13 protein-coding genes are annotated in these 22,606 nt (G+C 73.5%); 9 read left to right on the forward strand and 4 right to left on the reverse strand.

Annotated features, from left to right (window positions below; genetic code table 11):
- Positions 1 to 7: 7 nt before the first annotated feature.
- The 7 genes from CFLA_RS03210 (at position 8) to CFLA_RS03235 (ending at position 14,506) form a co-directional block, all read left to right on the forward strand.
- Positions 8 to 1,726 (forward strand): L-aspartate oxidase, encoded by a 1,719-nt coding sequence (locus tag CFLA_RS03210; RefSeq protein WP_013115883.1) that lies wholly within the window; start codon positions 8 to 10, stop codon positions 1,724 to 1,726.
- A 237-nt stretch (positions 1,727 to 1,963) separates the two neighbouring features.
- On the forward strand, positions 1,964 to 7,228 hold the full coding sequence (locus CFLA_RS18840) for an endo-1,4-beta-xylanase (protein ID WP_052302667.1): 5,265 nt from the start codon (positions 1,964 to 1,966) through the stop codon (positions 7,226 to 7,228).
- Between the two features lie 244 nt (positions 7,229 to 7,472).
- Positions 7,473 to 11,120, forward strand: a complete 3,648-nt coding sequence (locus tag CFLA_RS03220) for an endo-1,4-beta-xylanase (protein WP_013115885.1) — start codon at positions 7,473 to 7,475, stop codon at positions 11,118 to 11,120.
- Positions 11,121 to 11,321: 201 nt separating this feature from the next.
- Positions 11,322 to 12,233, forward strand: coding sequence for a carboxylating nicotinate-nucleotide diphosphorylase (gene nadC, locus CFLA_RS03225; protein WP_043599627.1), 912 nt, complete (start codon positions 11,322 to 11,324; stop codon positions 12,231 to 12,233).
- A gap of 98 nt (positions 12,234 to 12,331) precedes the next feature.
- Complete coding sequence (lysS, locus tag CFLA_RS03230; RefSeq protein WP_187291322.1) at positions 12,332 to 13,879, forward strand: lysine--tRNA ligase; 1,548 nt, start codon at positions 12,332 to 12,334, stop codon at positions 13,877 to 13,879.
- Between the two features lie 22 nt (positions 13,880 to 13,901).
- Positions 13,902 to 14,075, forward strand: coding sequence for a hypothetical protein (locus tag CFLA_RS20290; protein ID WP_013115888.1), 174 nt, complete (start codon positions 13,902 to 13,904; stop codon positions 14,073 to 14,075).
- An 83-nt stretch (positions 14,076 to 14,158) separates the two neighbouring features.
- Positions 14,159 to 14,506: a histone-like nucleoid-structuring protein Lsr2 gene (locus CFLA_RS03235; protein WP_013115889.1), complete on the forward strand. Its 348-nt coding sequence runs from the start codon at positions 14,159 to 14,161 to the stop codon at positions 14,504 to 14,506.
- Positions 14,507 to 15,021: 515 nt separating this feature from the next.
- Here CFLA_RS03235 and xylB read toward each other — a convergent pair.
- The gene (gene xylB, locus CFLA_RS03240; RefSeq protein ID WP_013115890.1) at positions 15,022 to 16,464 is read right to left on the reverse strand and encodes a xylulokinase; all 1,443 of its coding nucleotides are present in this window, start codon (positions 16,462 to 16,464) and stop codon (positions 15,022 to 15,024) included.
- Positions 16,465 to 16,610: 146 nt separating this feature from the next.
- The gene (xylA, locus tag CFLA_RS03245; protein WP_013115891.1) at positions 16,611 to 17,801 is read right to left on the reverse strand and encodes a xylose isomerase; all 1,191 of its coding nucleotides are present in this window, start codon (positions 17,799 to 17,801) and stop codon (positions 16,611 to 16,613) included.
- A gap of 98 nt (positions 17,802 to 17,899) precedes the next feature.
- On the opposite strand from xylA, the gene CFLA_RS03250 reads away from it, so the two are divergent.
- Positions 17,900 to 19,225, forward strand: coding sequence for an ROK family protein (locus CFLA_RS03250; protein ID WP_245530293.1), 1,326 nt, complete (start codon positions 17,900 to 17,902; stop codon positions 19,223 to 19,225).
- 192 nt (positions 19,226 to 19,417) lie between these two features.
- Entirely contained in the window at positions 19,418 to 20,518 is a 1,101-nt protein-coding gene (locus tag CFLA_RS03255) for a lactonase family protein (protein WP_013115893.1), read from the forward strand.
- On the opposite strand, the gene CFLA_RS03260 is transcribed toward CFLA_RS03255, so the two are convergent.
- Together CFLA_RS03260 and CFLA_RS18845 are read right to left on the reverse strand one after the other, a co-directional pair.
- Entirely contained in the window at positions 20,505 to 21,140 is a 636-nt protein-coding gene (locus CFLA_RS03260) for a response regulator (protein WP_013115894.1), read from the reverse strand. The two genes, CFLA_RS03255 and CFLA_RS03260, sit on opposite strands and share 14 nt — an antisense overlap.
- Positions 21,137 to 22,417, reverse strand: coding sequence for a sensor histidine kinase (locus CFLA_RS18845; RefSeq protein WP_013115895.1), 1,281 nt, complete (start codon positions 22,415 to 22,417; stop codon positions 21,137 to 21,139). The genes CFLA_RS03260 and CFLA_RS18845 overlap by 4 nt, the downstream gene beginning before the upstream one ends.
- Positions 22,418 to 22,606 lie beyond the last annotated feature (189 nt).

Consider the following 22,606-nt stretch of genomic DNA (forward strand, 5'->3'; position numbering starts at 1 on the left):
TCCCCCCGTGCTCGTGCTGCCCGACCTGCCGCCCGTCCGTCTCGCCACCCGCCTCGCGGCACCCGAGCCGGGGTGGACGGTGCACGCCGACGCGGTGGTCGTCGGCTCGGGCATCGCGGGCCTGACGGCGGCCCTGGAGCTGCGCACGCGCGTGGGGCGCGTGCTGCTGGTGACCAAGGGCGTGCTGTCGTCGGGGTCGACCGTGTGGGCGCAGGGCGGCATCGCCGCGGCGCTGGACCCCGCGGACTCCCCGGCGGCGCACCTGCGGGACACGCTCGCGGCGGGCGGCGGGCTGTGCGACCCGCGCGCCGTCGAGACGCTGGTGACCGAGGGGCCGCGGCGGGTGCGGGAGCTCGTCGCGCGCGGCGCGGTGTTCGACACGACGCCGGACGGCGCGATCAGCCTGACGCGCGAGGGCGGTCACCTCACCGACCGCATCGCGCACGCGGGCGGTGACGCGACGGGCGCGGAGATCTCGCGGGCGCTCGTGGCGCAGATCGAGGCGGTGCGTGACGACCCGGGTATCGAGGTGATCGAGCACGCGCTGGTGCTCGACGTGCTGACCGGCGCCCCGGACCCGGGTGGCGCACCCGGCCCGGTGGCGGGTGTGACGCTGCACGTCATCGGCGAGGGATCGCGCGACGGGGTGGGTGCGGCGCTGGCGCCGGTGGTCGTCCTGGCGACAGGCGGGATCGGGCAGGTGTACCGCTCGTCGACCAACCCGGTGCAGGCGACGGGAGACGGCATCGCCGCGGCGCTGCGGGCGGGCGCCCTCCTGGGCGACCTCGAGTTCGTGCAGTTCCACCCCACGGTGCTGTGGCTGGGCACGGGCGTGAAGGGCCAGCTCACGCTGGTCAGCGAGGCCGTGCGCGGTGAGGGCGCGCTGCTGCTCGACACCGACGGTGTGCGGTTCATGCCGGACGAGCACGAGCTCGCCGAGCTCGCGCCGCGGGACGTCGTCGCGCACGCGATCGTGCGCCGCATGGCGGCGACGGGGTCGGACCACGTGTGGCTCGACGCGCGCCACCTGGGCACGGAGTTCCTGCGGCGACGCTTCCCGACGATCTGCGAGCGCCTCGCGGAGCACGGCATCGACCCGGGGAACGACCTGGTCCCGGTCGCGCCGGCGCAGCACTACCACTCCGGTGGCGTGGTGACCGACCTCGACGGGCGCTCGTCGATCCGCGGCCTGTACGCGGTGGGCGAGGTGGCGTGCACGGGCGTGCACGGCGCGAACCGGCTGGCGTCGAACTCGCTGCTCGAGGGCCTGGTGTTCGCGCACCGCGCGGCGCGGGACGTGGCGGCACGGGTCGAGGGCGGGTTCCTGCCGCGCGTCGAGCCGTGCGAGCGTCCCGGGCCGCAGGCGCTGGTGCCGGCGGCGTCGCGCGCGCGGGTGCAGCGCGCGGCGACGGACGGGCCGGGCGTGCTGCGCACGGCCGACGGGCTGCGGCGCGCGCTGACGGCGCTCACGGCGATCCCGACGGACGCGCACGAGCGGCGCGACGACGGTCGGCCGCTGGGCGAGCCCCAGCTCGCGGAGTGGGAGACGACGAACGTGCACCAGGTGGCCACCGCGCTCACGCTCGCGGCGCTCGCGCGCGAGGAGTCCCGCGGCGGGCACGCGCGCGCGGACTTCCCGCTGACGGCGGACGAGTGGCGCGTGCGCATCGGGGTGAACTCCGAGCGGGACGGATCGGTCGAGATCGGACCGACCGTGGTGGGTTAGTCCGATGATCACGTTCCCATCCTCGAAAGTTGCTGAAGTCATCCGATGACTGTCGCTCTGCTGAACGGGTGACCAGTACTGCCTTGACCTGCGGTTGCGCCACACACTTGATCCCTTGACCCCGCTGCGGGGTCGCCGGAGTGTGCGCGAAGGAGCGTCATGCAGACACGTAAGCGCCGGAGAGCGCTCGAAAATATCGGAGTAGGTGCGGCCGTCCTGGCCCTCGTCGCCGCCCCGATGGTCGGGACGACCCTGTCGTCCGCGTCCGCGGTGGCGCCCGTCGTGGTGGTGTCGGCGGGCTTCGACGACGGCACGCTGGGCGACCTGATGCCGAGCGGCAGCGAGGTGCTGCCGGTCCTGGGCTACGTCGACGAGGGCGCCGGCAAGGCGCTGAGCGTGACGGGGCGCGAGGCCACGTGGCACACCGTGCAGTCCGGCACGGGGATCCTCGCCGCCGACGTGCAGTACACGTTCCGGGCGCGGATGAAGCTCCTCGAGCCCGACGCGAACGCGAACGGCCGGTTCACGCTGTACGACGGCTCCTACACGCCGGTCGGTGCCACGGCGCTGAGCGACACCGCGTGGACGGTCGTGGAGGGCACGTACACGGTGCCGGCGGGTGTCGACGCGAGCACGGTGAAGTTCGCCGTCGAGGCGGGTGCCTGGCCGGTCCAGGGTCCGCCCGCGGTGCCGGCCACGTTCCCCGACTTCCTGCTGGACGACGTCGAGGTCACCCGGGCACCGGCTGCGGCTCCCGCGGTGACGACCGTCGTGTCGGCGGGCTTCGACGACGGCACGCTGGGCGACTTGATGCCGAGCGGCAGCGAGGTGCTGCCGGTCCTGGGCTACGTCGACGAGGGCGCCGGCAAGGCGCTGAGCGTGACGGGGCGCGAGGCCACGTGGCACACCGTGCAGTCCGGCACGGGGATCCTCGCCGCCGACGTGCAGTACACGTTCCGGGCGCGGATGAAGCTCCTCGAGCCCGACGCGAACGCGAACGGCCGGTTCACGCTGTACGACGGCTCCTACACGCCGGTCGGTGCCACGGCGCTGAGCGACACCGCGTGGACGGTCGTGGAGGGCACGTACACGGTGCCGGCGGGTGTCGACGCGAGCACGGTGAAGTTCGCCGTCGAGGCGGGTGCCTGGCCGGTCCAGGGTCCGCCCGCGGTGCCGGCCACGTTCCCCGACTTCCTGCTGGACGACGTCGAGGTCACCCGGGCCGCCGGCGGCTCGGGTCCGGTCGACCCGCCCGCGGACGTCACCGTCCTGAGCTCGGACTTCGCCACCGGGTTCTCGCCGTGGGTCCCCCGCGTCGAGCCGGGCGTCAAGCTCACGCACGACCCGTCCGCCGGGAGGACGGCTGCCGGCGCCATGCTCGTCTCGGGTCGCACGGCCAACTGGCACGGCGTGCAGACGCCGATCAACGCGCTGTTCGCCGAGGGCGGGGAGTACGACATCTCGGCGTGGGTCAAGCTCGCCCCGGGGTCGGTCGACACGACCATGAAGATCACGGTGGCGGAGACCCCCACGGCGTACCACGGGATCACCCCCGACGGTGTCGTCGTGACCGACGACGCGTGGGTCGAGCTCTCCGGCACGTACACGCGCGCGCCCGGCGTCACGGGTGGTGACCTCTACATCGAGGCTGCGGCCACCGGCCCGGAGGGGGCACCGGTCCACGCGGACTTCCTCGTCGACGACGTCACCATCGTCGGTCCGCCGGTCGCGGGCGACGGCTGGGTGCCGGACCTCGACGGCTTCGTCCCCGGCGGGGCGGTCAACCCGACCACGACGCCGGTCGTCACGGCGCGCCCGGTCGAGGGTGCCGCCAACCGCGCGGCGCTGACGTTCGACGACGGCCCCTCGGGTGCCGACACCCCCGCGCTGCTCGACTTCCTCGCGGAGAACGACATCCCGGCGACGTTCTGCGTCATCGGCTCGCAGATCACCGCCGAGGGCGGCGCGGCCCTGCTGCGCCGGATCGTCGACGAGGGCCACACGCTGTGCAGCCACAGCACCGGCTGGGCCGACATGAGCGGGTACACCAAGGCGCAGGTCGAGACCGACCTCAAGGCGAACCTGCGGATCATCCGCGACGCGCTCGGTGACCCGAACGCGCCCGTGCCGTACTTCCGCGCGCCCAACGGCGAGTGGGGCCAGACGGCGTCCGTCGCCGTCGCGCTCGGCATGCAGCCGCTCGCGGTGTCGAACACGATCAACGACTGGGCGACGCAGGACGAGGTGGAGCTCACCGACAACCTGCGCGCCGCGATGCAGCCGGGCCGCATCGTGCTCGTGCACGACGGCGGCGGCGACCGCGCCGCCTCCGTGGCCGCGACGAGGACCGTCGTCACCGAGCGACTTGCCGACGGCTGGACGTTCACCCTCCCGCAGGGCGGCGCGGACGCCGCCGGCGTCTCGTTGGCGTTCGACTTCGAGGACGGCACGCTGCAGGGCTGGGCCCCGCGCGCCACCGAGGACGGCGCCGCCACGGTGGCGTCCGTCGAGGGTGGGCACGACTCGGCGCGTGCCGCGCAGGTCTCCGACCGCGTCCACCAGGGCCAGGGCATGCAGTACGACGTCACCGGCCTGCTGGCCGCGGGCACCACGTACGAGTTCGAGGCGTGGATCCGGTTCGCCGGCACGCCGGGCGACATGACCCTGAGCGCCCGCACCGTCAGCGGTGACACCACGAACTACGGCAACCTCGTGTCCATCACGGGCGTCACCGAGGAGTGGACGCGCGTCGCCGGCAAGTTCTCGCTGCCGGCGTACGACACGGCCGCGGAGATCTACTTCGAGACCGCGTGGGACAGCGGCAACCCGGGCAACACCTCGACGTTCCTCGTGGACGACGTCACGATCCGCACCCCGGCACCGGTCGCCATCCAGGACCTGGAGCCGCTGAAGGACACCGTGCCGTTCCCGATGGGCATCGCGATCGACAGCCGGGAGACCCAGGGCGACCCGGGCAGGCTCACGCAGCGGCACTTCAACCAGTACTCGGCCGAGAACCACATGAAGCCCGAGGCCTGGTACGACGCGGAGAGGAACTTCCGTCTGCACCCCGAGGCCAAGGCCGTCATGGACACGGCCGCGGCGACGGGCACCCGCGTCTACGGCCACGTGCTGGTGTGGCACAGCCAGACCCCGGAGTGGTTCTTCCAGGACGAGGCGGGTGAGCCGCTCGCGGCCGACGACGCCGGCAGGGCCGTCCTGCGCGAGCGTCTGCGCACGCACGTGTTCGACGTCGCGAGGTCGCTGTCCGACGAGTACGGCCTGTTCGGTTCGGACACGAACCCGCTGGTCGCGTGGGACGTCGTCAACGAGGTCGTGTCCGACGGCGCGGAGAACCCGGACGGCCTGCGTCGCTCCGAGTGGTTCCGCATCCTCGGCGAGGACTTCATCGACCTCTCCTTCCAGTACGCCGACGAGGCGTTCAACGAGGAGTACGCGGCACCCGGCACCGACCGGCCCGTCACGCTCTTCATCAACGACTACAACACCGAGCAGTCCGGCAAGCAGGACCGGTACGTCGCGCTGGTCGAGCGGCTGCTCGCCCGTGACGTCCCGATCGACGGCGTGGGCCACCAGTTCCACGTCAGCCTGTCGCTGCCGGTCTCGGCTCTCGAGGCCGCGATCGAGCGGTTCGAGGCGCTGCCGGTGCTCCAGGCGGTCACCGAGCTCGACGTCGCGACCGGCACGCCGGTCACCGACGCCCGCCTGATCGACCAGGGCTACTTCTACCGCGACGCGTTCGACATCTTCCGTGACCACGCGGACTCGCTGTTCTCGGTCACGGTCTGGGGCCTGAACGACGGGCGCAGCTGGGTCAACGACAACGGCGCCCCGCTGCTGTTCGACGACGACCTGCAGGCGAAGCCGGCGTACTACGGCGCGGCCGGCCAGGACCTGCCCGAGCCCATCCGCACGGCCACGGTGTTCGGCGGCGAGGTCGCGCTCGACGAGGACGCCACGTCCGCCGTCGAGTGGCAGCAGCTGCGGCTGCACGACATCGGCGAGGCCGGGGCGTTCCAGCTGCGCTGGACGCCCGACACCCTGACGGTGCTCGCGGACGTCGACGGCGGCGGCGACACGCTGGAGGTCCAGGTCGGCGACACGACATGGACGTACCAGCGCGGCGGTGGCGGCGACGCACAGGGCGTCGACGCCGACCGGACCGGCGGCTGGCGCGCGGTCGTGCACGTGCCGCTGGACGGCGCGACGGTCGGCAGCACCCTGGCGTTCGACGTGCGGGTGGTCGACGGGTACGACGTGACGGGCTGGGCGGGCGAGGGTGCCACGGGCACGCTGACCCTCGTCGAGGAGCTGTCGTACCTCGAGACCGGCGAGGCGACCACGGCGCCGGTCGTCGACGGCGAGGTCGACCGTGCGTGGGCGGGTGTGGAGCCCGTCACGACCGCCAAGCAGGTCTCGGGTACGGGCACGGCGGTCGCCGAGGTGCGGACGCTGTGGGCCGAGGACACGCTGTACGTCCTCGCGGAGGTCGCGGACGCCGACGTCGACGTCACCGGCTCCGACCCGTGGATCCAGGACTCGGTCGAGGTCTACGTCGACGCGGGCAACCACAAGAACGGCTCGTACCGCCCGCAGGACATGCAGATCCGCATCTCCGCCGAGAACGTCGTGTCCTTCGGCACGGGTGACGAGGCTGCGCAGCGGGCACGCGTGCAGACGGCGACGGCGCGCACCGACGGCGGGTACGTCGTCGAGCTCGCGGTCGACCTGTTGGACGAGGGCGGCATCGACACGTTCCACGGCGTGGACTTCCAGGTGAACGACGCGTCGAACGGGTCGCGGCTCGGCATCACCAACTGGGCGGACCCGACCGGTGCCGGTTACCAGTCGACGTCCCGCTGGGGCGTCACCCGGCTGGTGTCGAGCGAGCCCGAGCCCGGCCCGGCGACCGGCAAGCCGGCCGCACCGGTCCTGTCGCACGACAACTGGGACGGCGACGGGCAGTTCACCGTGACGTCGACGCTGTGGTGGGGCCAGAACGCCCACACCCTCACGCTGCTGGAGAACGGCACGCCGATCGCCACGCAGCGGGTCGTCGACGCGACGCCGGGCGCCCAGCGCGCGTCGTTCGAGGTGGCGGGCCGCCAGAACGGCTCGTACTCGTACGAGGTGGTGGCGACGAACCAGCACGGCTCGACCACGACGCGCGCGCTGGTGGTGCGCGTGGTGGCGGCGAACCCGGGTCTGCCCGTGGTCGTGCACGACAACTGGGACGGCGACGGCAGCTACACGGTGTCCATGCACATGTGGTGGGGCACCAACGCCGACACGTACCGGCTGTACGAGAACGGCGTCCTGGTGGACGAGCAGACGCTGACGCCGAACGGCCGCAACGCCCAGCACGCGGGCACGCGGTTCGAGAAGCGTCCGAAGGGCACCTACCGGTACACGGTGGAGCTGTCCAACGCGGCGGGCACGACGACCAGCCTGGTGGCGGTGCCGGTGGTCGTCTGGCGCTGACCGCCGCGTGAGCGTGGCGACGGAGGCGGACCGTCGTCACGCACCCAGGAGCCCCGCCGACCGCACCCCCCTGCGGCCGGCGGGGCTCCGTCATGTCCGTGCACGGTGGGAGCGATTGCCGAAAGTCTTTCGATATCGATTCGGCAACCATCTGGGCGATGGTCCAGTCCGCTCTGGCCGGAACCCGACGTACCGCTTACGGTGGCCGCGCGAATCTGGACTTTCTGCGCGCAAGGGAGCGTCAATGGGTCAGCCCAGGCACCGCAAGGTGCTCGAAACTATCGGTGCGGGAGTGGCGGCTCTCGCCCTCGTCCTCGCACCGCTCGTGGCCACCGGGACCGCGGCGACCGCAGCGGACCCCGTGAGCGTGTTCGACATCGACTTCAACGACGGGACGACGGGGAGCTGGACCCCCAGCGGCGACGTCCAGCTCGACCACGTCGACGTCGACGGTGACACCGTGCTGGAGGTGTCGGACCGCCGGGAGGACTTCGGCGGCATCGAGTCGCCCGCGTTCACCACCGTCGCGGGCGCCACCTACACGTTCTCGATGCGGGCCAAGCTGCCCGAGGGCACCGAGGGCACGGCCGCCCTGCGCTTCGTCGCCAAGCCCGCGTACACGTGGATCGGGAACACGACGATCGACGCCGAGGACTGGACGACGGTCACGGGCACGTGGACGGCGCCCGACTCCGAGTCCCACACCGTGTACATCGGCTCGTCGCACCTCTCGTCCACCCCGGCCCCCGGCGAGGACGAGCCGAGCGAGCCGTACACGTACCTCGTGGACGACCTCCAGGTCACCGCGGTACTGCCCGACGCGGTCCCGCCGGGGGACGGCACGAGCCTGCAGTTCGACTTCGAGGACGGCACGCTGCAGGGCTGGGCGCCGCGCGCGACGGAGGACGGTCCCGCGACCGTCGGTGTCGTCGAGGGCGGGCACGAGTCCGGCCATGCCGCGCAGGTGTCCGACCGCCTGCACCAGGGCCAGGGCCTGCAGCTCGACGTCACGGACGAGCTGACGGCCGGGCAGACCTACGTCTTCGAGGCGTGGATGCGGTTCGACGGCACCCCCGGCGACCTCACGCTGAGCCGCCGCGTCGAGACCGGTGGCGAGAGCACCTACAACTCGCTGCTGGGTATCACGGGCGTCACCGAGGACTGGACGCGGGTCACGGGCAACATCACGATCCCCGCGTACGAGACGGCCCTCGAGATCTACTTCGAGACCGCGTACGACGGCGGCAACCCGGGCAACACCTCGACGTTCCTCGTCGACGACATCTCGATCACGAGCCCGACGCTGGAGGTCGAGGACCTCACGCCGCTGCAGGAGACCGTGCCGTTCCCGCTCGGTGTCGCGGTCGACGAGCGCGAGCTCTCGGGCGCAGCCGGCGAGCTGACGGACCTGCACTTCAACCAGCTCACGGGCGAGAACCACATGAAGCCCTACGCCTGGTACGACGCGGAGCGCAACTTCCGCATCGACCCCCAGGCCACCGCCATCATGGACGCCGCCGCCGCGAACGACCTGCGGGTCTACGGCCACGTGCTGGTCTGGCACAGCCAGAACGCCGGCCAGACCGACGCGTCGGGTGACACACCGGCCAACCCGGGCTGGTTCTTCCTCGACGAGTCCGGCGCGGTGCTGACCAGCAGCGCGGACGACCAGGCGATCCTGCGCGAGCGTCTGCGGACGCACATCTTCGCGATCGCGGAGAACCTGCACGACACGTACGGCGACTTCGGGTCGGAGACGAACCCGCTCGTCGCGTGGGACGTCGTCAACGAGGTCGTCGCCGACGGCGCCGACAACCCCGACGGGCTGCGTCGCTCGGCGTGGTTCAACATCCTCGGCGAGCAGTTCATCGACCTCGCGTTCCGGTACGCCGACGAGGCGTTCAACGAGGAGTACGCGGCGCCGGGCACCGACCGGCCCGTCAAGCTGTTCATCAACGACTACAACACCGAGGAGACCGGCAAGCAGGGTCGCTACTTCGCGCTCGTCGAGCGGCTGCTCGGCCGCGGCGTGCCCCTGGACGGCGTGGGCCACCAGTTCCACGTCAGCCTGACCCGCCCGGTCGCCGACCTGCGGGCCGCCATCGAGCGGTTCGAGGCGCTGCCCGTCCTGCAGGCGGTCACCGAGCTCGACGTCGCCACGGGTACCCCGGTGACCGACGCCAAGCTCATCGAGCAGGGCTACTACTACCGGGACGCGTTCGAGCTCTTCCGTGAGAAGGCGGACTCGCTCTTCTCGGTGACGGTGTGGGGCCTGTACGACGGCCGCAGCTGGGTCAACGACAACGGCGCACCGCTGCTGTTCGACGACTCGCTGCGCGCCAAGCCGGCCTACTACGGCGCGGCGGGTCTCGACCTGCCGGCCCCGATCCCCACGGCCGACGCCTTCGCCGGCGGCGTGCCGCTCGACGACGACGCGTTCGACGCCGTCGAGTGGCTCCAGCTGCGTCCGCACCCGCTGGGTGACGAGGGTGCGAGCGGGGCGTTCCAGCTCCGCTGGTCGCCCGACACGCTGACGGTCCTCGCCGAGGTCGCGGGCGACGCCCCCGGCGTCGAGATCCAGGTCGGTGAGGACACGTACGCCTTCGCCCGCGACGGCTCGGGCGACGTGGACGGCGTGGTGAGCGACATCGACGGCGGCTGGGCCGCGGTGATCCACGTGCCGCTCGACGGTGCCGCGCAGGGCGACATCCTGCCGTTCAACCTGGTCGTCGACGGTGGCGACGGGTGGACGCGGCAGGGGTCGACCGGTCTGGTGACCCTCCTGGAGGAGCTCTCCTACCTCGAGGTCGCGCAGGCGCAGGACGGCGCGCCCGAGGTCGACGGCGAGGTCGACGAGGTCTGGGAGGGCGCCGGCGGCGTCGTCACGGCCAAGCAGGTCAGCGGGACGGGGACGGCCACCGCGCAGGTCCGCACGCTCTGGGAGGGCGACGACCTGTACGTCCTCATGGAGGTCACGGACCCCGTCATCGACCTCTCGCCCAGCAGCCCGTGGGAGAAGGACTCGGTCGAGATCTACGTCGACGCCGGGAACAACAAGAACGGCGGGTACCTCCCGACCGACGCGCAGCTGCGCGTCGACGCGGACAACGTGGTCACGGCCGGCAACGCCGCGCAGGTCGAGCTCATCACGAGCGCGACGTCCCGCACGGCGGACGGCTACCTCGTGGAGGCGCGGATCAGCCTGCAGGGCCTCGGCGGCGCCGAGACCGTCCACGGCCTGGACTTCCAGGTCAACGACGCCTCGGGCGGCTCGCGCATCGGGATCACCAACTGGGCGGACCCGACCGGCCAGGGCTACCAGTCGACGAACCACTGGGGCGTCGGCCGGCTCGTCGAGGGCACGGCCGCACCGGTCGAGCCGAGCGTCTCGCTCAGCTCGGCGCAGGTGCGGGCCGGTGAGAAGCTGCAGGTCTCGCTCGCCGGGTTCGAGCCCGGCGCCGAGGTCGCGGTCGTGCTCGGCTCCGGTGTGACCGCGACCGGCACCGTGCGCGGTGCGGGTGCCGCGGTGGCACCTGCCGGGACGACGCTGCTCGGCACGGTCACGGTCGGAGCCGGTGGCACCGCCGTCGTCACGGTCACCGTGCCGGCCGGCACACCGGCGGGCACCTACCTGCTGGGCGCGTCCGTCGGCGGGCAGGTCGTGGCCGACGCCGTGCTGACGGTCGTCGCGGCGGCACCCGGCACCGGTGGCCCGAACGGCTCGGGCGTGGGCACGGGCTCCGGCACGGGCGGCGGCCTCGCGGTCACCGGTACGGGCCTGGGCCTGGCCGGCCTGGCGCTCCTCGTCATCGCCGCCGGTGCCGCGCTGGTCGTGGCGCGACGCCGGGGCATGACCTTCCTGGAGGTGCGCCAGACGCTGCTGCGGCGCTGACCTGCAGCAGCGGGCCGGGGTGACACGTCACCTCACCCCGGCCCGCGAAGCCCCGCCGACCTTTCCCCCCCGAGGGTCGGCGGGGCTCTCGCGTGCCCGGGCGGTGACGGCCGCGGCGTCAGCGCCGCTACGGTGGGGCCTGTGACCGACGTGCAGCAGCTCACCGACGCCGACACCGACCTGCGCGAGGCGACGCTCCCGATGCTCCCCGGCGACCCGGGTCCCGAGCCGTTCGCGGTCTCCCGGCTCGTCGCCGTCGCGCTCGACGAGGACCTGGGCCCCGCCCCGGGGCGTGACGTGACGACGCAGGCCACCGTGGCCGCCGACGCGCACGGGAGGGCGGACGTCGTGGCGCGCGACGCAGGCGTCGTCGCCGGGCTCGTCGTCGTCCCCGAGGTGCTCGACCAGGTCGCCGACCGGCTCGGCCTGCCGCGCGCGTCGGTCACGTGGCACGTGCACGACGGCGCCGTCGTCGACGCCGGCACCGCCCTGGCGACGATCGAGGGGCCCACGCACGTCCTGCTGGTCGCCGAGCGCACGCTGCTCAACCTCGTCTCGCGCGCCTCGGGCGTCGCCACGCACACGCACCGCTGGGCGCAGGCGCTCGTCGGCACGGGCGCCCAGGTGCTCGACACCCGCAAGACGACCCCCGGCCTGCGCGCGCTCGAGAAGTACGCGGTGCGCTGCGGCGGCGGCACCAACAAGCGCATGGGGCTGTTCGACGTCGCGATGGTCAAGGACAACCACGTCGTGGCCGCCGGGTCCGTCGCGGCGGCCGTGCGCGCCGTGCGCGAGCGCTTCGCGGACGTCGCCGTGCAGGTCGAGGTCGACCGCGCCGAGCAGGCCGACGAGGCGCTCGACGCCGGCGCCGACTTCCTGCTGCTCGACAACATGGACACCACCACGCTCGCGGCCACCGTCGCGCGGGTGCGGGCACGCGAGGCCACGACCGGGCACGTCGACCTGGAGGCCACGGGCAACCTCACGCTCGACCGGGCGCGCGAGGTCGCTCTCACGGGTGTGGACTACCTGTCGGTCGGCGCGTTGACGCACTCCTCGCCGATCCTCGACGTCGCGCTCGACCTCGACCCGGCGTCGGTCGCCCCGCGCTGAGCCGTTGCCGGCCGGTCCGGGGAGGGCCGGTCCGGGGGCGGGGTGGCCCGGGACGCACGGGGCCGGAAAGGGGCTGCGGGCGCCCGTAGAATCGTCCGGTGACCGCTCCTACCGTTCCCGCGTCCTCGTCGTCGGACGTCCAGCCCGCCCCGCCGGCGGTGGACGACGTCCCCGAGCAGATCCGGGTCCGCAAGGCGAAGCGCGAGCGACTGATCGAGTCGGGCGCCGAGGCGTACCCCGTCTCGGTGCCGCGCACCCACACGATCGCCGAGGTCCGTGCGGCGTACCCGGAGCTCGAGCCGGGCGCGGAGACGCAGGACGTCGTGGGCGTCGCCGGGCGCGTCGTGTTCCTGCGCAACACCGGCAAGCTCGCGTTCGCGACGCTGCAGGACGGTGCCGGCACGCGCCTGCAGGCCATGCTGAGCGAGAAGGAGGTCGGTGCCGACGCGCTCGGGTCGTTCAAGGCGGCCGTCGACCTCGGCGACCACGTGTTCGTCCACGGGCGCGTCATCGCGTCGCGTCGCGGCGAGCTGTCCGTGATGGCCGACGAGTGGCGCATGGCCGCCAAGGCGATCCGCCCCCTGCCGAACCTGTACGAGGGCACCGAGATGTCCGAGGAGGCCCGCGTCCGCCAGCGGTACGTCGACCTCATCGTCCGGCCCGGTGCGCGCGACATGGTGCGGTTGCGTTCGGCGGTCGTGCGTTCCGTGCGCGAGAACTTCTGGCGGCGCGGATATCTGGAGCTCGAGACCCCGATGCTCCAGGTGCGTCCCGAGGGTGCAGCGGCGCGTCAGTTCGAGACGCACATGAATGCCTTCGACATCGACCTGTACCTGCGGATCGCGCCCGAGCTGTTCCTCAAGCGCGCGGCCGTGGGCGGCGTCGAGAAGGTCTTCGAGATCAACCGGAACTTCCGCAACGAGGGCGTCGACTCCACGCATTCCCCGGAGTTCGCGATGCTCGAGGCGTACGAGGCCTACGGCGACTACGACACGATGGCGGCGCTCACGCAGGACCTCGTGCAGACCGCCGCGCTGGACGCGCTCGGCACCACGGTCGTGACGCTTGCCGACGGCACCGGGTACGACCTCGGTGGGCAGTGGGCGTCGCTCACGATGTACGGGTCGCTCTCGGAGGCGTTGGGCGAGCAGATCACGCACGACACCCCCGACGCGCGGCTGCTCGAGCTGCTCGAGGCGGCGGAGATCGAGCTCGCGCCGTCGCAGCGCAACCACGGCAAGCTCGTCGAGGAGCTGTGGGAGCACCACGTGGGCTCGACGCTGTGGGCGCCGACGTTCGTGCGGGACTTCCCGGTCGAGACGTCGCCGCTGACGCGCGACCACCGCACCGAGAAGGGCCTGGTCGAGAAGTGGGACCTGTACGTGCGCGGCATGGAGCTGGCCACGGCGTACTCCGAGCTCGTCGACCCGGTCGTCCAGCGCGAGCGCTTCGAGGCGCAGGCGGTCCTGGCCGCCAAGGGTGACGACGAGGCCATGCGGATCGACGAGGACTTCCTCGCCGCGATGGAGCACGCGATGCCGCCGTCGGGCGGGATGGGCATGGGGATCGACCGGCTGCTCATCGCCATGACCGGTCAAGGCATTCGTGACACGATCGCCTTCCCGCTCGTGAAGCCGCAGGTCTGACGTTGTCATTGAAGGAGCTCTCGTGAACGGTTGGCAGGCAGTTCTCGCGGCGTTGCTGCCGTCCGTCGGAGTGGGTCTGATCTTCTGGTTCGCGATGCGCGCGATCATCAACGCCGACCGTTCGGAACGGCAGGCGCTCGCACGCATGGAGGCGGACGACACCCGGGCGGGCGCTGCGGAAGTCTCAGAACCCTGAGGATTTCGCGTAGCGTTTGACGCGCGGTTTGCGCGGGTGCGAGAGTGTGCCCGTCAGCAATTCCCCATTCACGGGAGCATTTCATGGCACAGAAGGTGCAGGTCCTGCTCGTCGACGACATCGACGGTGGGACGGCGGACGAGACCGTCACCTTCGGTCTCGACGGCGTGACGTACGAGATCGACCTCACGTCCGACAACGCCGCCAAGCTGCGTGACGCGTTCGCCGAGTGGGTCGGGCACGCGCGCAAGGTCAGCGGCCGCTCGTCGAGCCGTTCCTCCGGCCGTTCCTCGTCCTCCTCGGCGTCGCGCAGCGCGCGGTCCAACGAGGCGCAGGAGATCCGCGAGTGGGCCAAGGCGAACGGGCACCAGGTCTCCGAGCGGGGTCGCATCTCCGCGGAGGTCAAGAAGGCGTACGACGACGCCCACTGAGCGTCGCACCGCGTCACGTCGGGGGGCGTGACGCAGGGGGAAGGGGCCGGCACCTCAGGGTGCCGGCCCCTTCCCCGTTCCCCTCCCCTCCACCCCACCCCCACCCCCCACCCCCCTCGCGCGAGCCGTCATTCCAGCCCCGGCGCACCCCACCCCTTCCCGCGAGCCGTCACTCGAGCCCCGGCGCACCCCACCCCTTCCCGCGAGCAGTCACTCCAGCCCCGGCGCACCCCACCCCTTCCCGCGAGCCGTCACTCCAGCCCCGGCGCACCCCACCCCTTCCCGCGAGCCGTCACTCCAGCCCTGCCTGGTGGGGCTGTATTGACGTCTCGCGGAAGGGGTAGGTGTGGGGCTGGATTGGCGTCTCGCGGGTGGGGTGGGTGTGGGGGTGGAGTGACGGCTCGCGGGAGCTGCGTGGGGCGAGCATGGAGAAGGGGCTGGATCGACCTCTCGCCTGGTGGTGAGAGGTCGATCCAGCCCCTGGGTGCAGGCCCGGGAGGGCCCGCGGAGACGGGTCAGGCGGACGGGCGGTCGACCGTGAGGTCGCGCGCGGCGGCGTACTGCTCGCGGACGACGGGCGTCGGCTCGCCCGTCAGCACCTCGGCGCCGGACGACGCGGACCATGCCGGCGGCGTGTCCGAGCTGGAGAGCACCCAGGCGGCCTGGCGGGCGGCGCCGTCGGCGACGTACTCGCCGGGGGTCGGCAGCTGGACGTCCAGGCCCAGGACCGACGGGATGATCTGCCGCACGGCCTCGGACTGCGCACCGCCACCGATGAGGAACACGCGCTCGACGGGCACGCCCACGGCGCGCATGGCGTCGATGCCGTCGGCGAGCGAGCAGAGCATTCCCTCGACCGCGGCCCGGGCGATGTGCGCGGGCGTGGTGTTGGCCATGCGCATGCCGTGCAGCGCGCCGGTGGACAGCGGCTTGTTCGGGGTGCGCTCACCCTCGAGGTAGGGGATGTGCACGAGACCGTCGGCGCCGGCGGGGGCCGACAGCGCGAGCTGCGAGAGCCCCGAGTGGTCCACGCCGAGCATCCGGCAGGCGGTGTCGAGCACGCGCGACGCGTTGAGCGTGACCGCGAGCGGCAGGTAGGCGCCGGTCGCGTCGGCGAAGCCGGTGACCAGGCCGGTGCCGTCGGCGATCGGCTGCGACGAGATCGCCGAGACGACGCCCGACGTCCCGAGCGACACCGCGACGTCGCCGGGCAGCAGGCCCAGCGCGAGGGCGGCCGCGGCATTGTCGCCGGCGCCCGGGCACAGGACGGGCGTCAGCGCGAACCCGGGGGCCACGGGGCCGGCCTCGTTCGCCGTGAGCACACGCGGCAGGCGCGGCACGGACCCGAGCGCGCGCTCGAGCAGGTCGGGGCGGTAGTCCTCGGTGAACGGTGACCAGTAGCCGGTGCCGGACGCGTCGGAGCGGTCGGTGACCAGCCCGTCGAAGCCGACCGCGGCGAACCCGCCGGCGAGCTTCCACGTCAGCCAGTCGTGGGGGAGGGCCACGGCGGCGACCTTCGCGGCGTTCTCCGGCTCGTTGTCCCGCAGCCAGCGCAGCTTGGTGACGGTCAGGGACGCGACGGGCACGGACCCGATCGCCTCGGCCCACGCCTGCGCACCGACGGTGGCGTCACCCTCGCCGAGCTCGGCGATCAGGTCGACCGCCGCCTGGGCGGAGCGGGTGTCGTTCCACAGGAGCGCCTCGCGGATCACCTCGCCGTCGGCGTCGAGCACGACCATGCCGTGCTGCTGGCCGCCCACGCTGATCGCGGCGACGTCGTCGAGGCCGCCGGCGTCCGCGATCGCCTCCTGCAGCGCGTCCCACCAGTGGTGCGGGTGGACCTCGGTGCCGTCCGGGTGCTTGGCGCGGCCCTGCCGCACGAGCTCACCGGTGTCCGCGTCGCGGACCACGACCTTGCACGACTGCGTGGACGAGTCCACACCTGCCACGAGCGTCATCGCCTGTGCTCCCTTGCCGACGTGCCCGGCTCTGCCCGGGCGCTGGGTGTCCGAGGGGTGGGTCCCCGGCCGCTCGGACGTCGGCACCCGGGGACGGACGACGCCCGGGGAGCGCGAGGCTCCCCGGGCGTCGGGTGGGGCTCAGATCAGCCGCGGGCGCCGAGCGCGTGCTCGAGCGCGAGCTGGTTGAGGCGCACGAAGCCGAAGCCGTGCTTGGCGACCTCGTCGGCGTCGAACTCCTCGAACGCGGAGCGGTCCGCGAGGAAGTCGGCCAGCGACTCGCCCTCGTTCAGCGTGGGCTTGGCGAGCTCGAGGACGCCGGCCGCCTCCACGGCCTCCTGGACCTCGGGGTCCTGGCGGAACGCGATCGCACGCTCCTTGAGGATGATGTAGGTCGCCATGTTGGCGGCCGCCGAGTCCCAGACGCCCTCGAAGCTCTCGGTACGCGACGGCTTGTAGTCGAAGTGCACGGGGCCCGTGTACTTGGTGCCGCCGCCCGGGAAGCCGTTCTCGATGAGGTCGACGGTCGCGAACGCGGAGAACAGGTCACCGTGGCCGAAGACCAGGTCCTGGTCGTACTTGATGCCGCGCTGGCCGTTGAGGTCGATGTGGAACAGCTTGTCCGCCCACAGCGCCTGCGCGAGGCCGGTCGTGTAGTTGAGGCCGGCCATCTGCTCGTGGCCCGTCTCGGGGTTGAGGCCGACGATGTCGCCGTGCTCGAGCTTGGCGATGAGGCCCAGCGCGTGGCCGATCGTCGGGAGCAGGATGTCGCCGCGGGGCTCGTTGGGCTTGGGCTCGAGCGCGATGCGCAGCTTGTAGCCCTTCTCCTTGATGTAGGCGGCGACGGTGTCGATGCCGTCGGCGTAGGCCTGGTGCGCCGCGTACAGGTCCTTGGCGGAGTCGTACTCGGCGCCCTCGCGGCCGCCCCACATGACGAACGTGTCGGCGTCGAGGGACGCGGCCAGGTCGACGTTGCGCAGGATCTTGCGCAGCGCGTAGCGGCGCACGCGGCGGTCGTTGGACGTGAACGCGCCGTCCTTGAACACGGGGTGCGAGAAGGTGTTGGTGGTGACCATCTCGACCGTGATGCCGGTCTCGGCCAGTGCCGCACGGAAGCCGTCGAGGACCTTCTCGCGGTCGGCGTCCGAGGAGCCGAACGGGACGACGTCGTCGTCGTGGAAGGTCACGTGCGAGGCGCCGAGCTCGGCCAGCTTGTGCACGGACTCGACCGGGTCGAGCCACGGGCGGGTGGCGGAGCCGAAGGGGTCCTGACCGTTCCACGCCACGGTCCACAGACCGAACGAGAACCTGTCCTCAGGGGTGGGCTTGCGAACCATGACGCCTCCACGTCGAGTGCGGTCCGGGCGCACGGCAGTCGGGCACCCGGTTTTGTTCTTGGGATGAATTTATCCCGGGTCATCGGTAGGGTCAAGCCATGCCGAGGGTGGACGACGACGGACGTGCTGCGCTGCACGGCGACGCCGCGACGACCCCGCGGGAGGCCTCGACCACCTTCCCAGACGCACCGCGGACACGCGAGGGCCGTGCGGCGGAACGCGTCCCCGACCCGTCGCGCGCGGCCCGCCAGGCGCAGATGCGCACCCACAACCTGTCGATGACGCTGGCGCAGGTCGTCGACTCGACCGCACCCCCGTCGCGCGCGCAGATCGCCGCCGCCACAGGCCTGGCGCGCGGCACCGTCACGGGGCTCGTCGACCTGCTCATCGAGGCGGGCCTGGTGCGCGAGCTCGACCCGGTCGTCGTCGCACGCGCCGGGCGACCCGCCGTACCGCTCGAGGTCGTGCGGGGGAGGGTCGCCGGCGTCGGCATGGAGGTCAACGTCGACTACCTCGGGCTGCGCGCGGTCGACCTCGCCGGCGGCGTCGTCGCCGAGGCCGTCGAGGCGGCCGACCTGCGCGGCAGCGACCCCGACGTCGTCCTCGACCGCCTCGCGGCGCTGGCCGCACCCGTGCTCGCGGGGCTCGCGACCGACGGCGTCCGCGTCGCGGGCACCGCGCTCGCCCTGCCCGGCCTCGTGGACCGCGTCACCGGCCCGCTGCGGTACGCGCCGAACCTCGGCTGGCGCGACGTCGACGTCGTCGCGCGCCTCGCGGCCCACCCCGGCCTCGCCGCCCTGCCGCCGCGGGTCGCCAACGAGGCCAACCTCGCCGCCCGCGCCGAGGCCCACGCGCGACGCGGCGAGGTGCCGCCGTCGTTCCTCTACGTCTCCGGTGAGGTCGGCGTCGGTGGCGCGCTCGTCCTCGACGGCGAGATCTTCCTCGGCCGGCACGGCTGGAGCGGCGAGATCGGGCACGTCGTCGTCGACGGCGGCCCCGCCGGCACGCGGCCGGTGTCGCTCGAGCAGCACGCCGGGCAGGACGCGATCGCGCAGGCTGCGGGCCTCGTGACAGGTGCGCCGTTCGCCGAGGTCGCCGAGGCCGTGGCCGCAGGCGACGCCCGCGCCCGGGACGCCGTGCACGCGGCGGCGCGCTGGCTCGGCCTCGCGCTGGCCACCGTCGCCAACGTGGTCGACGTCAGCGAGGTCGTGCTCGGCGGCACCTTCGGGCTCGTCTACGACGAGGTCCGGGACGTCGTCGCCGACACGCTCGCGGACCGCGTCATCTTCGCGCCCTGGTCCGCGCCCGTCGTCAGCCGGTCGGCGGCGGGCGACTACCCGGCGATGACGGGCGGCGCGCTGGCGGTACTGCGCACGGTCGTCGCCGACCCGACCCCCTGGTTCGCGTCGACGACCCCGGTCTGACGTCCCGGCGCCTGGAACGGCGCCCCCGCGAGACCGGGCTCGCGGCGCTCATGGCCTCGCGCGGGTTACCTGAGCCCGGTGTCGCGCGGCGACCGTCCCAGCAGGTGGGAGACGTGGCGGCGCGGAGGCGCGGCGGCGTCGCGTCCCACCGATGCCCGGCGCTCGTCGGGCCCGGCTGCGTAGGGTCGGACCGTGAGCGCGACGACACCGCTGTGGATCGGCACATTCCCGGAGGCCGGCATCGGCACGACCGCCGGGCTCGGCGAGGGCGTCTGGCGCGTCGACATCGACGTCGCGACGGGCGCCCTGGGCGAGCCCCGGCTGGTCGCCGCCACCCCGGCGCCGACGTTCGTCGCGACGCACCGCTCCGGACGGTGGCTGTACGCGCTCGGCGAGGACGTCGCGGGCACCGTCACGGCGTTCGAGGTCACCGACGACGGTGACCTCGTCGCGCGCGCGACCGTCGCGTCGGGCGGGGACGGGCCGTGCCACCTCCTCGTCGCCGACGACGTGCTCCACGTCGTCCACTACGGCGACGGCAGCCTGGCCGTCGCCCCGCTCACCCCGGACGGCGCGCTCGCACCCGACGTCGTCGCGTCGGGACGCCCCGCGCAGGTCCACCCGCACACCGGGACGGGCCCGGACACGAGCCGTCAGGAGGGCCCGCACGCGCACTTCGTCGCGGTCACCCCCGACCGGCGCCACGTGCTCGTCGCCGACCTCGGCACCGACGAGCTGCGCCGCTACCGCCGCGGTGACGACGGCCTGCTCACCCCCGACGGCGTCGCGGCCGTCCTCACCCCCGGCACCGGCCCCCGCCACGTCGCGTTCTCCGCCGACGGTCGCCACCTGTACGTCGCCGGGGAGCTCGACGCGAGCGTCCACGTGCTGCTGTGGGACGCCGCCACGGCCACCGGCACCGCCGTCCAGCAGGTCCCCGCCGTCCCCGACGACGAGGCGGCCGACGGCGTGCGGCGCTCGCCGTCCCACGTCCTGCTCAGCGGCGACCGCCTCCTGCTGGGCGTGCGCGCGCTCGGGCTGCGCGGCCCGGACGCCCTCAGCACGTTCGACGTGCACCGCGACGGCACCCTCACCGCGCCCGTCACGCAGCCGCTCGGTGGCCCGACGCCCCGGCACCACGAGGTCGTGCACGGCTGGGTCGTCGTCGCGCTGCAGGACGCGCACGCGCTCGTCGTCCTCGACCCGCACGGCGGCGAGGTGTCCCGCGCGCGCATCCCGTCACCGGCGTGCGTCGTGCCCGCGGTCCAGCACCAGAGCGTCACCCCGGCGTGACGACGCCGCCCTCGTAGGCGGCCACGACCAGCTGCGCGCGGTCGCGGCGTCCGAGCTTGCGCAGCAGCTCCGACACGTGCGTCTTGACGGTCTGCTCGCCGATCCCCAGCCGGGCGGCGACCTCGGCGTTCGACAGTCCCTGCGCGACGGCGGCCAGCACCTCGCGCTCGCGGGCGGTGACGCGGTCGAGCCCGGGCACGGGACGCCGGGGGCCGTCCGCCGCGAGGCGTCGCGCCACCCGCGGGCCGAGCAGCAGCGCCCCGGCCGCCACGAGCCGCACGCCCTCGACGAGCCGCGCCGCGGGGACGTCCTTGAGCAGGAACCCCGACGCGCCGGCCTGCAGGGCGTCGGCCACGTACTCCTCGAGGTCGAACGTCGTCAGCATGAGCACGTGCGTGGCCGGGTGCGCGTCGCGGATCCGCCGGGTCGCGGCGATGCCGTCCAGCTGCGGCATCCGGACGTCGACGACGGCGACGTCCGGGCGGGTCCGCGTGACGAGGTCGACGAGCTCGACGCCGTCCGGGGCCGTGCCGACGACCTCGAGGTCGGCGGCGGCACCGAGGATCGCGGCGAAGCCCTCGAGGACGACGGGTTGGTCGTCCGCGACGACGACCCGCGTCACGGCTCGTCGACGGGCAGGCTGACCACGAGCACGAACGTACCGTCCTCGACCTGCGCGGACACGGTGCCGCCGAGCGCCTCCACGCGCTCGCTCATGCCTGTCAGCCCGTGCGCCGGGCGGACGTCGGTGGCGTCGCCCGCGCCGTTCGTCATCCGGAACCCGACGACGCCCGGGCCGTCGGCGATGCGGACGTGCACGCGCGCGCCGGGTGCGTGGCGGCGCGCGTTGCTCAGACCCTCCTGCACGGCGCGGTGCAGCACGTGGCCGACGCCGGCGTCGGTGCGCGGCCACGTCCCCTCGACCGTCACCTCCTGCCCGGCCTCCCGCGCCGTGGAGACGAGCGCGTCCGGGTCGGCCGTCGGGAGCGGCGCCAGCGGGACGTCGTCGTCGCGCCGCAGGACGGCGAGCACGTGCCGCAGCTCGACCAGAGCGGTCCGGGCGTCCTCGGCGATGTGCGCGAAGGTCGCCGCCGCGCGCGGGTCGAGGTCGGGGACGCTGTAGGGCGCGCTCTCGGCGCGGACGGCGACGAGCGACACGTGGTGCGCGACGACGTCGTGCAGCTCGCGGGCCAGCCTGGCGCGCTCGGTGACGGACGCGGTGGTCGCGACGGCGTCGTGGGCGACCGACTCCGCGTCGCGCGTCCGTGCGGCGGACGTCCGCAGGACGTGGCCGAGCAACGCGGCGAACGCCACGGCGCCGGTGGTGTACGCAGCGATGCCCAGCCCGGCGAGGAGGCCGCTCGTCCCGCTGCTGGGCCCACCGGGACCGTGCGGGAACAGCAGGTCATGGCCGCCCACGTGCCAGCCGAGCACCAGGGCGACGGCCGTCGTCCACGGCAGGATCGCGACCCGGGGGCGCCGCGTCGCGACGACGACCGCGACCGAGGCGAGTGCGAGCCACGACGACGCGAGCGCCGTCCCGTAGACCGGCAGCAGGACGAACGGGACGGTGGCTGCGAGCCACGCGAGCCACGGCAGGCGCGGCGCGACGGCCACGGCGGCGACGCCGAGGAGCCCGGCGCACGTCGCGACCAGCCCGAACCACCGCTGCGGGTCGGGTGCGTGCGAGGCCGGGTACGTGTCGCTGTACCGGCGGTACCAGACCGTCTCGGGCAGCCACAGCGGTGTCACGGCCAGGAACGCGGCGACCGCGATCGTGAGCGACGCGGCGACGACCCACGTCAGGAGGGCGGGATGGTCGAGGCGCCGCCAGCGGTCGGCGAGCCACGCGACGGTCGCGGGGGTCGGGGCGGGCGTGTCGGCCGTCGCGGTGGTCATGACGTCGATGCTGTCGTGACGTCGCGGCGCTGCCCACCCGCTGCGGGGTGATCCGGCTCCCTCGCGCGAGGGAGGGTGGTCCGCTCGGCGTCCCGGTCGTGGCCGAGGCGGTGCTGCGCTCGGCGCCGTGCCGCCGGCGATAACCTCGTGCCGTCGGCTCGCCCACGTCGCGGCGCGCCGCCGCCCGAG

The sequence above is a fragment of the Cellulomonas flavigena DSM 20109 genome (assembly GCF_000092865.1).
Classification (GTDB): domain Bacteria; phylum Actinomycetota; class Actinomycetes; order Actinomycetales; family Cellulomonadaceae; genus Cellulomonas; species Cellulomonas flavigena.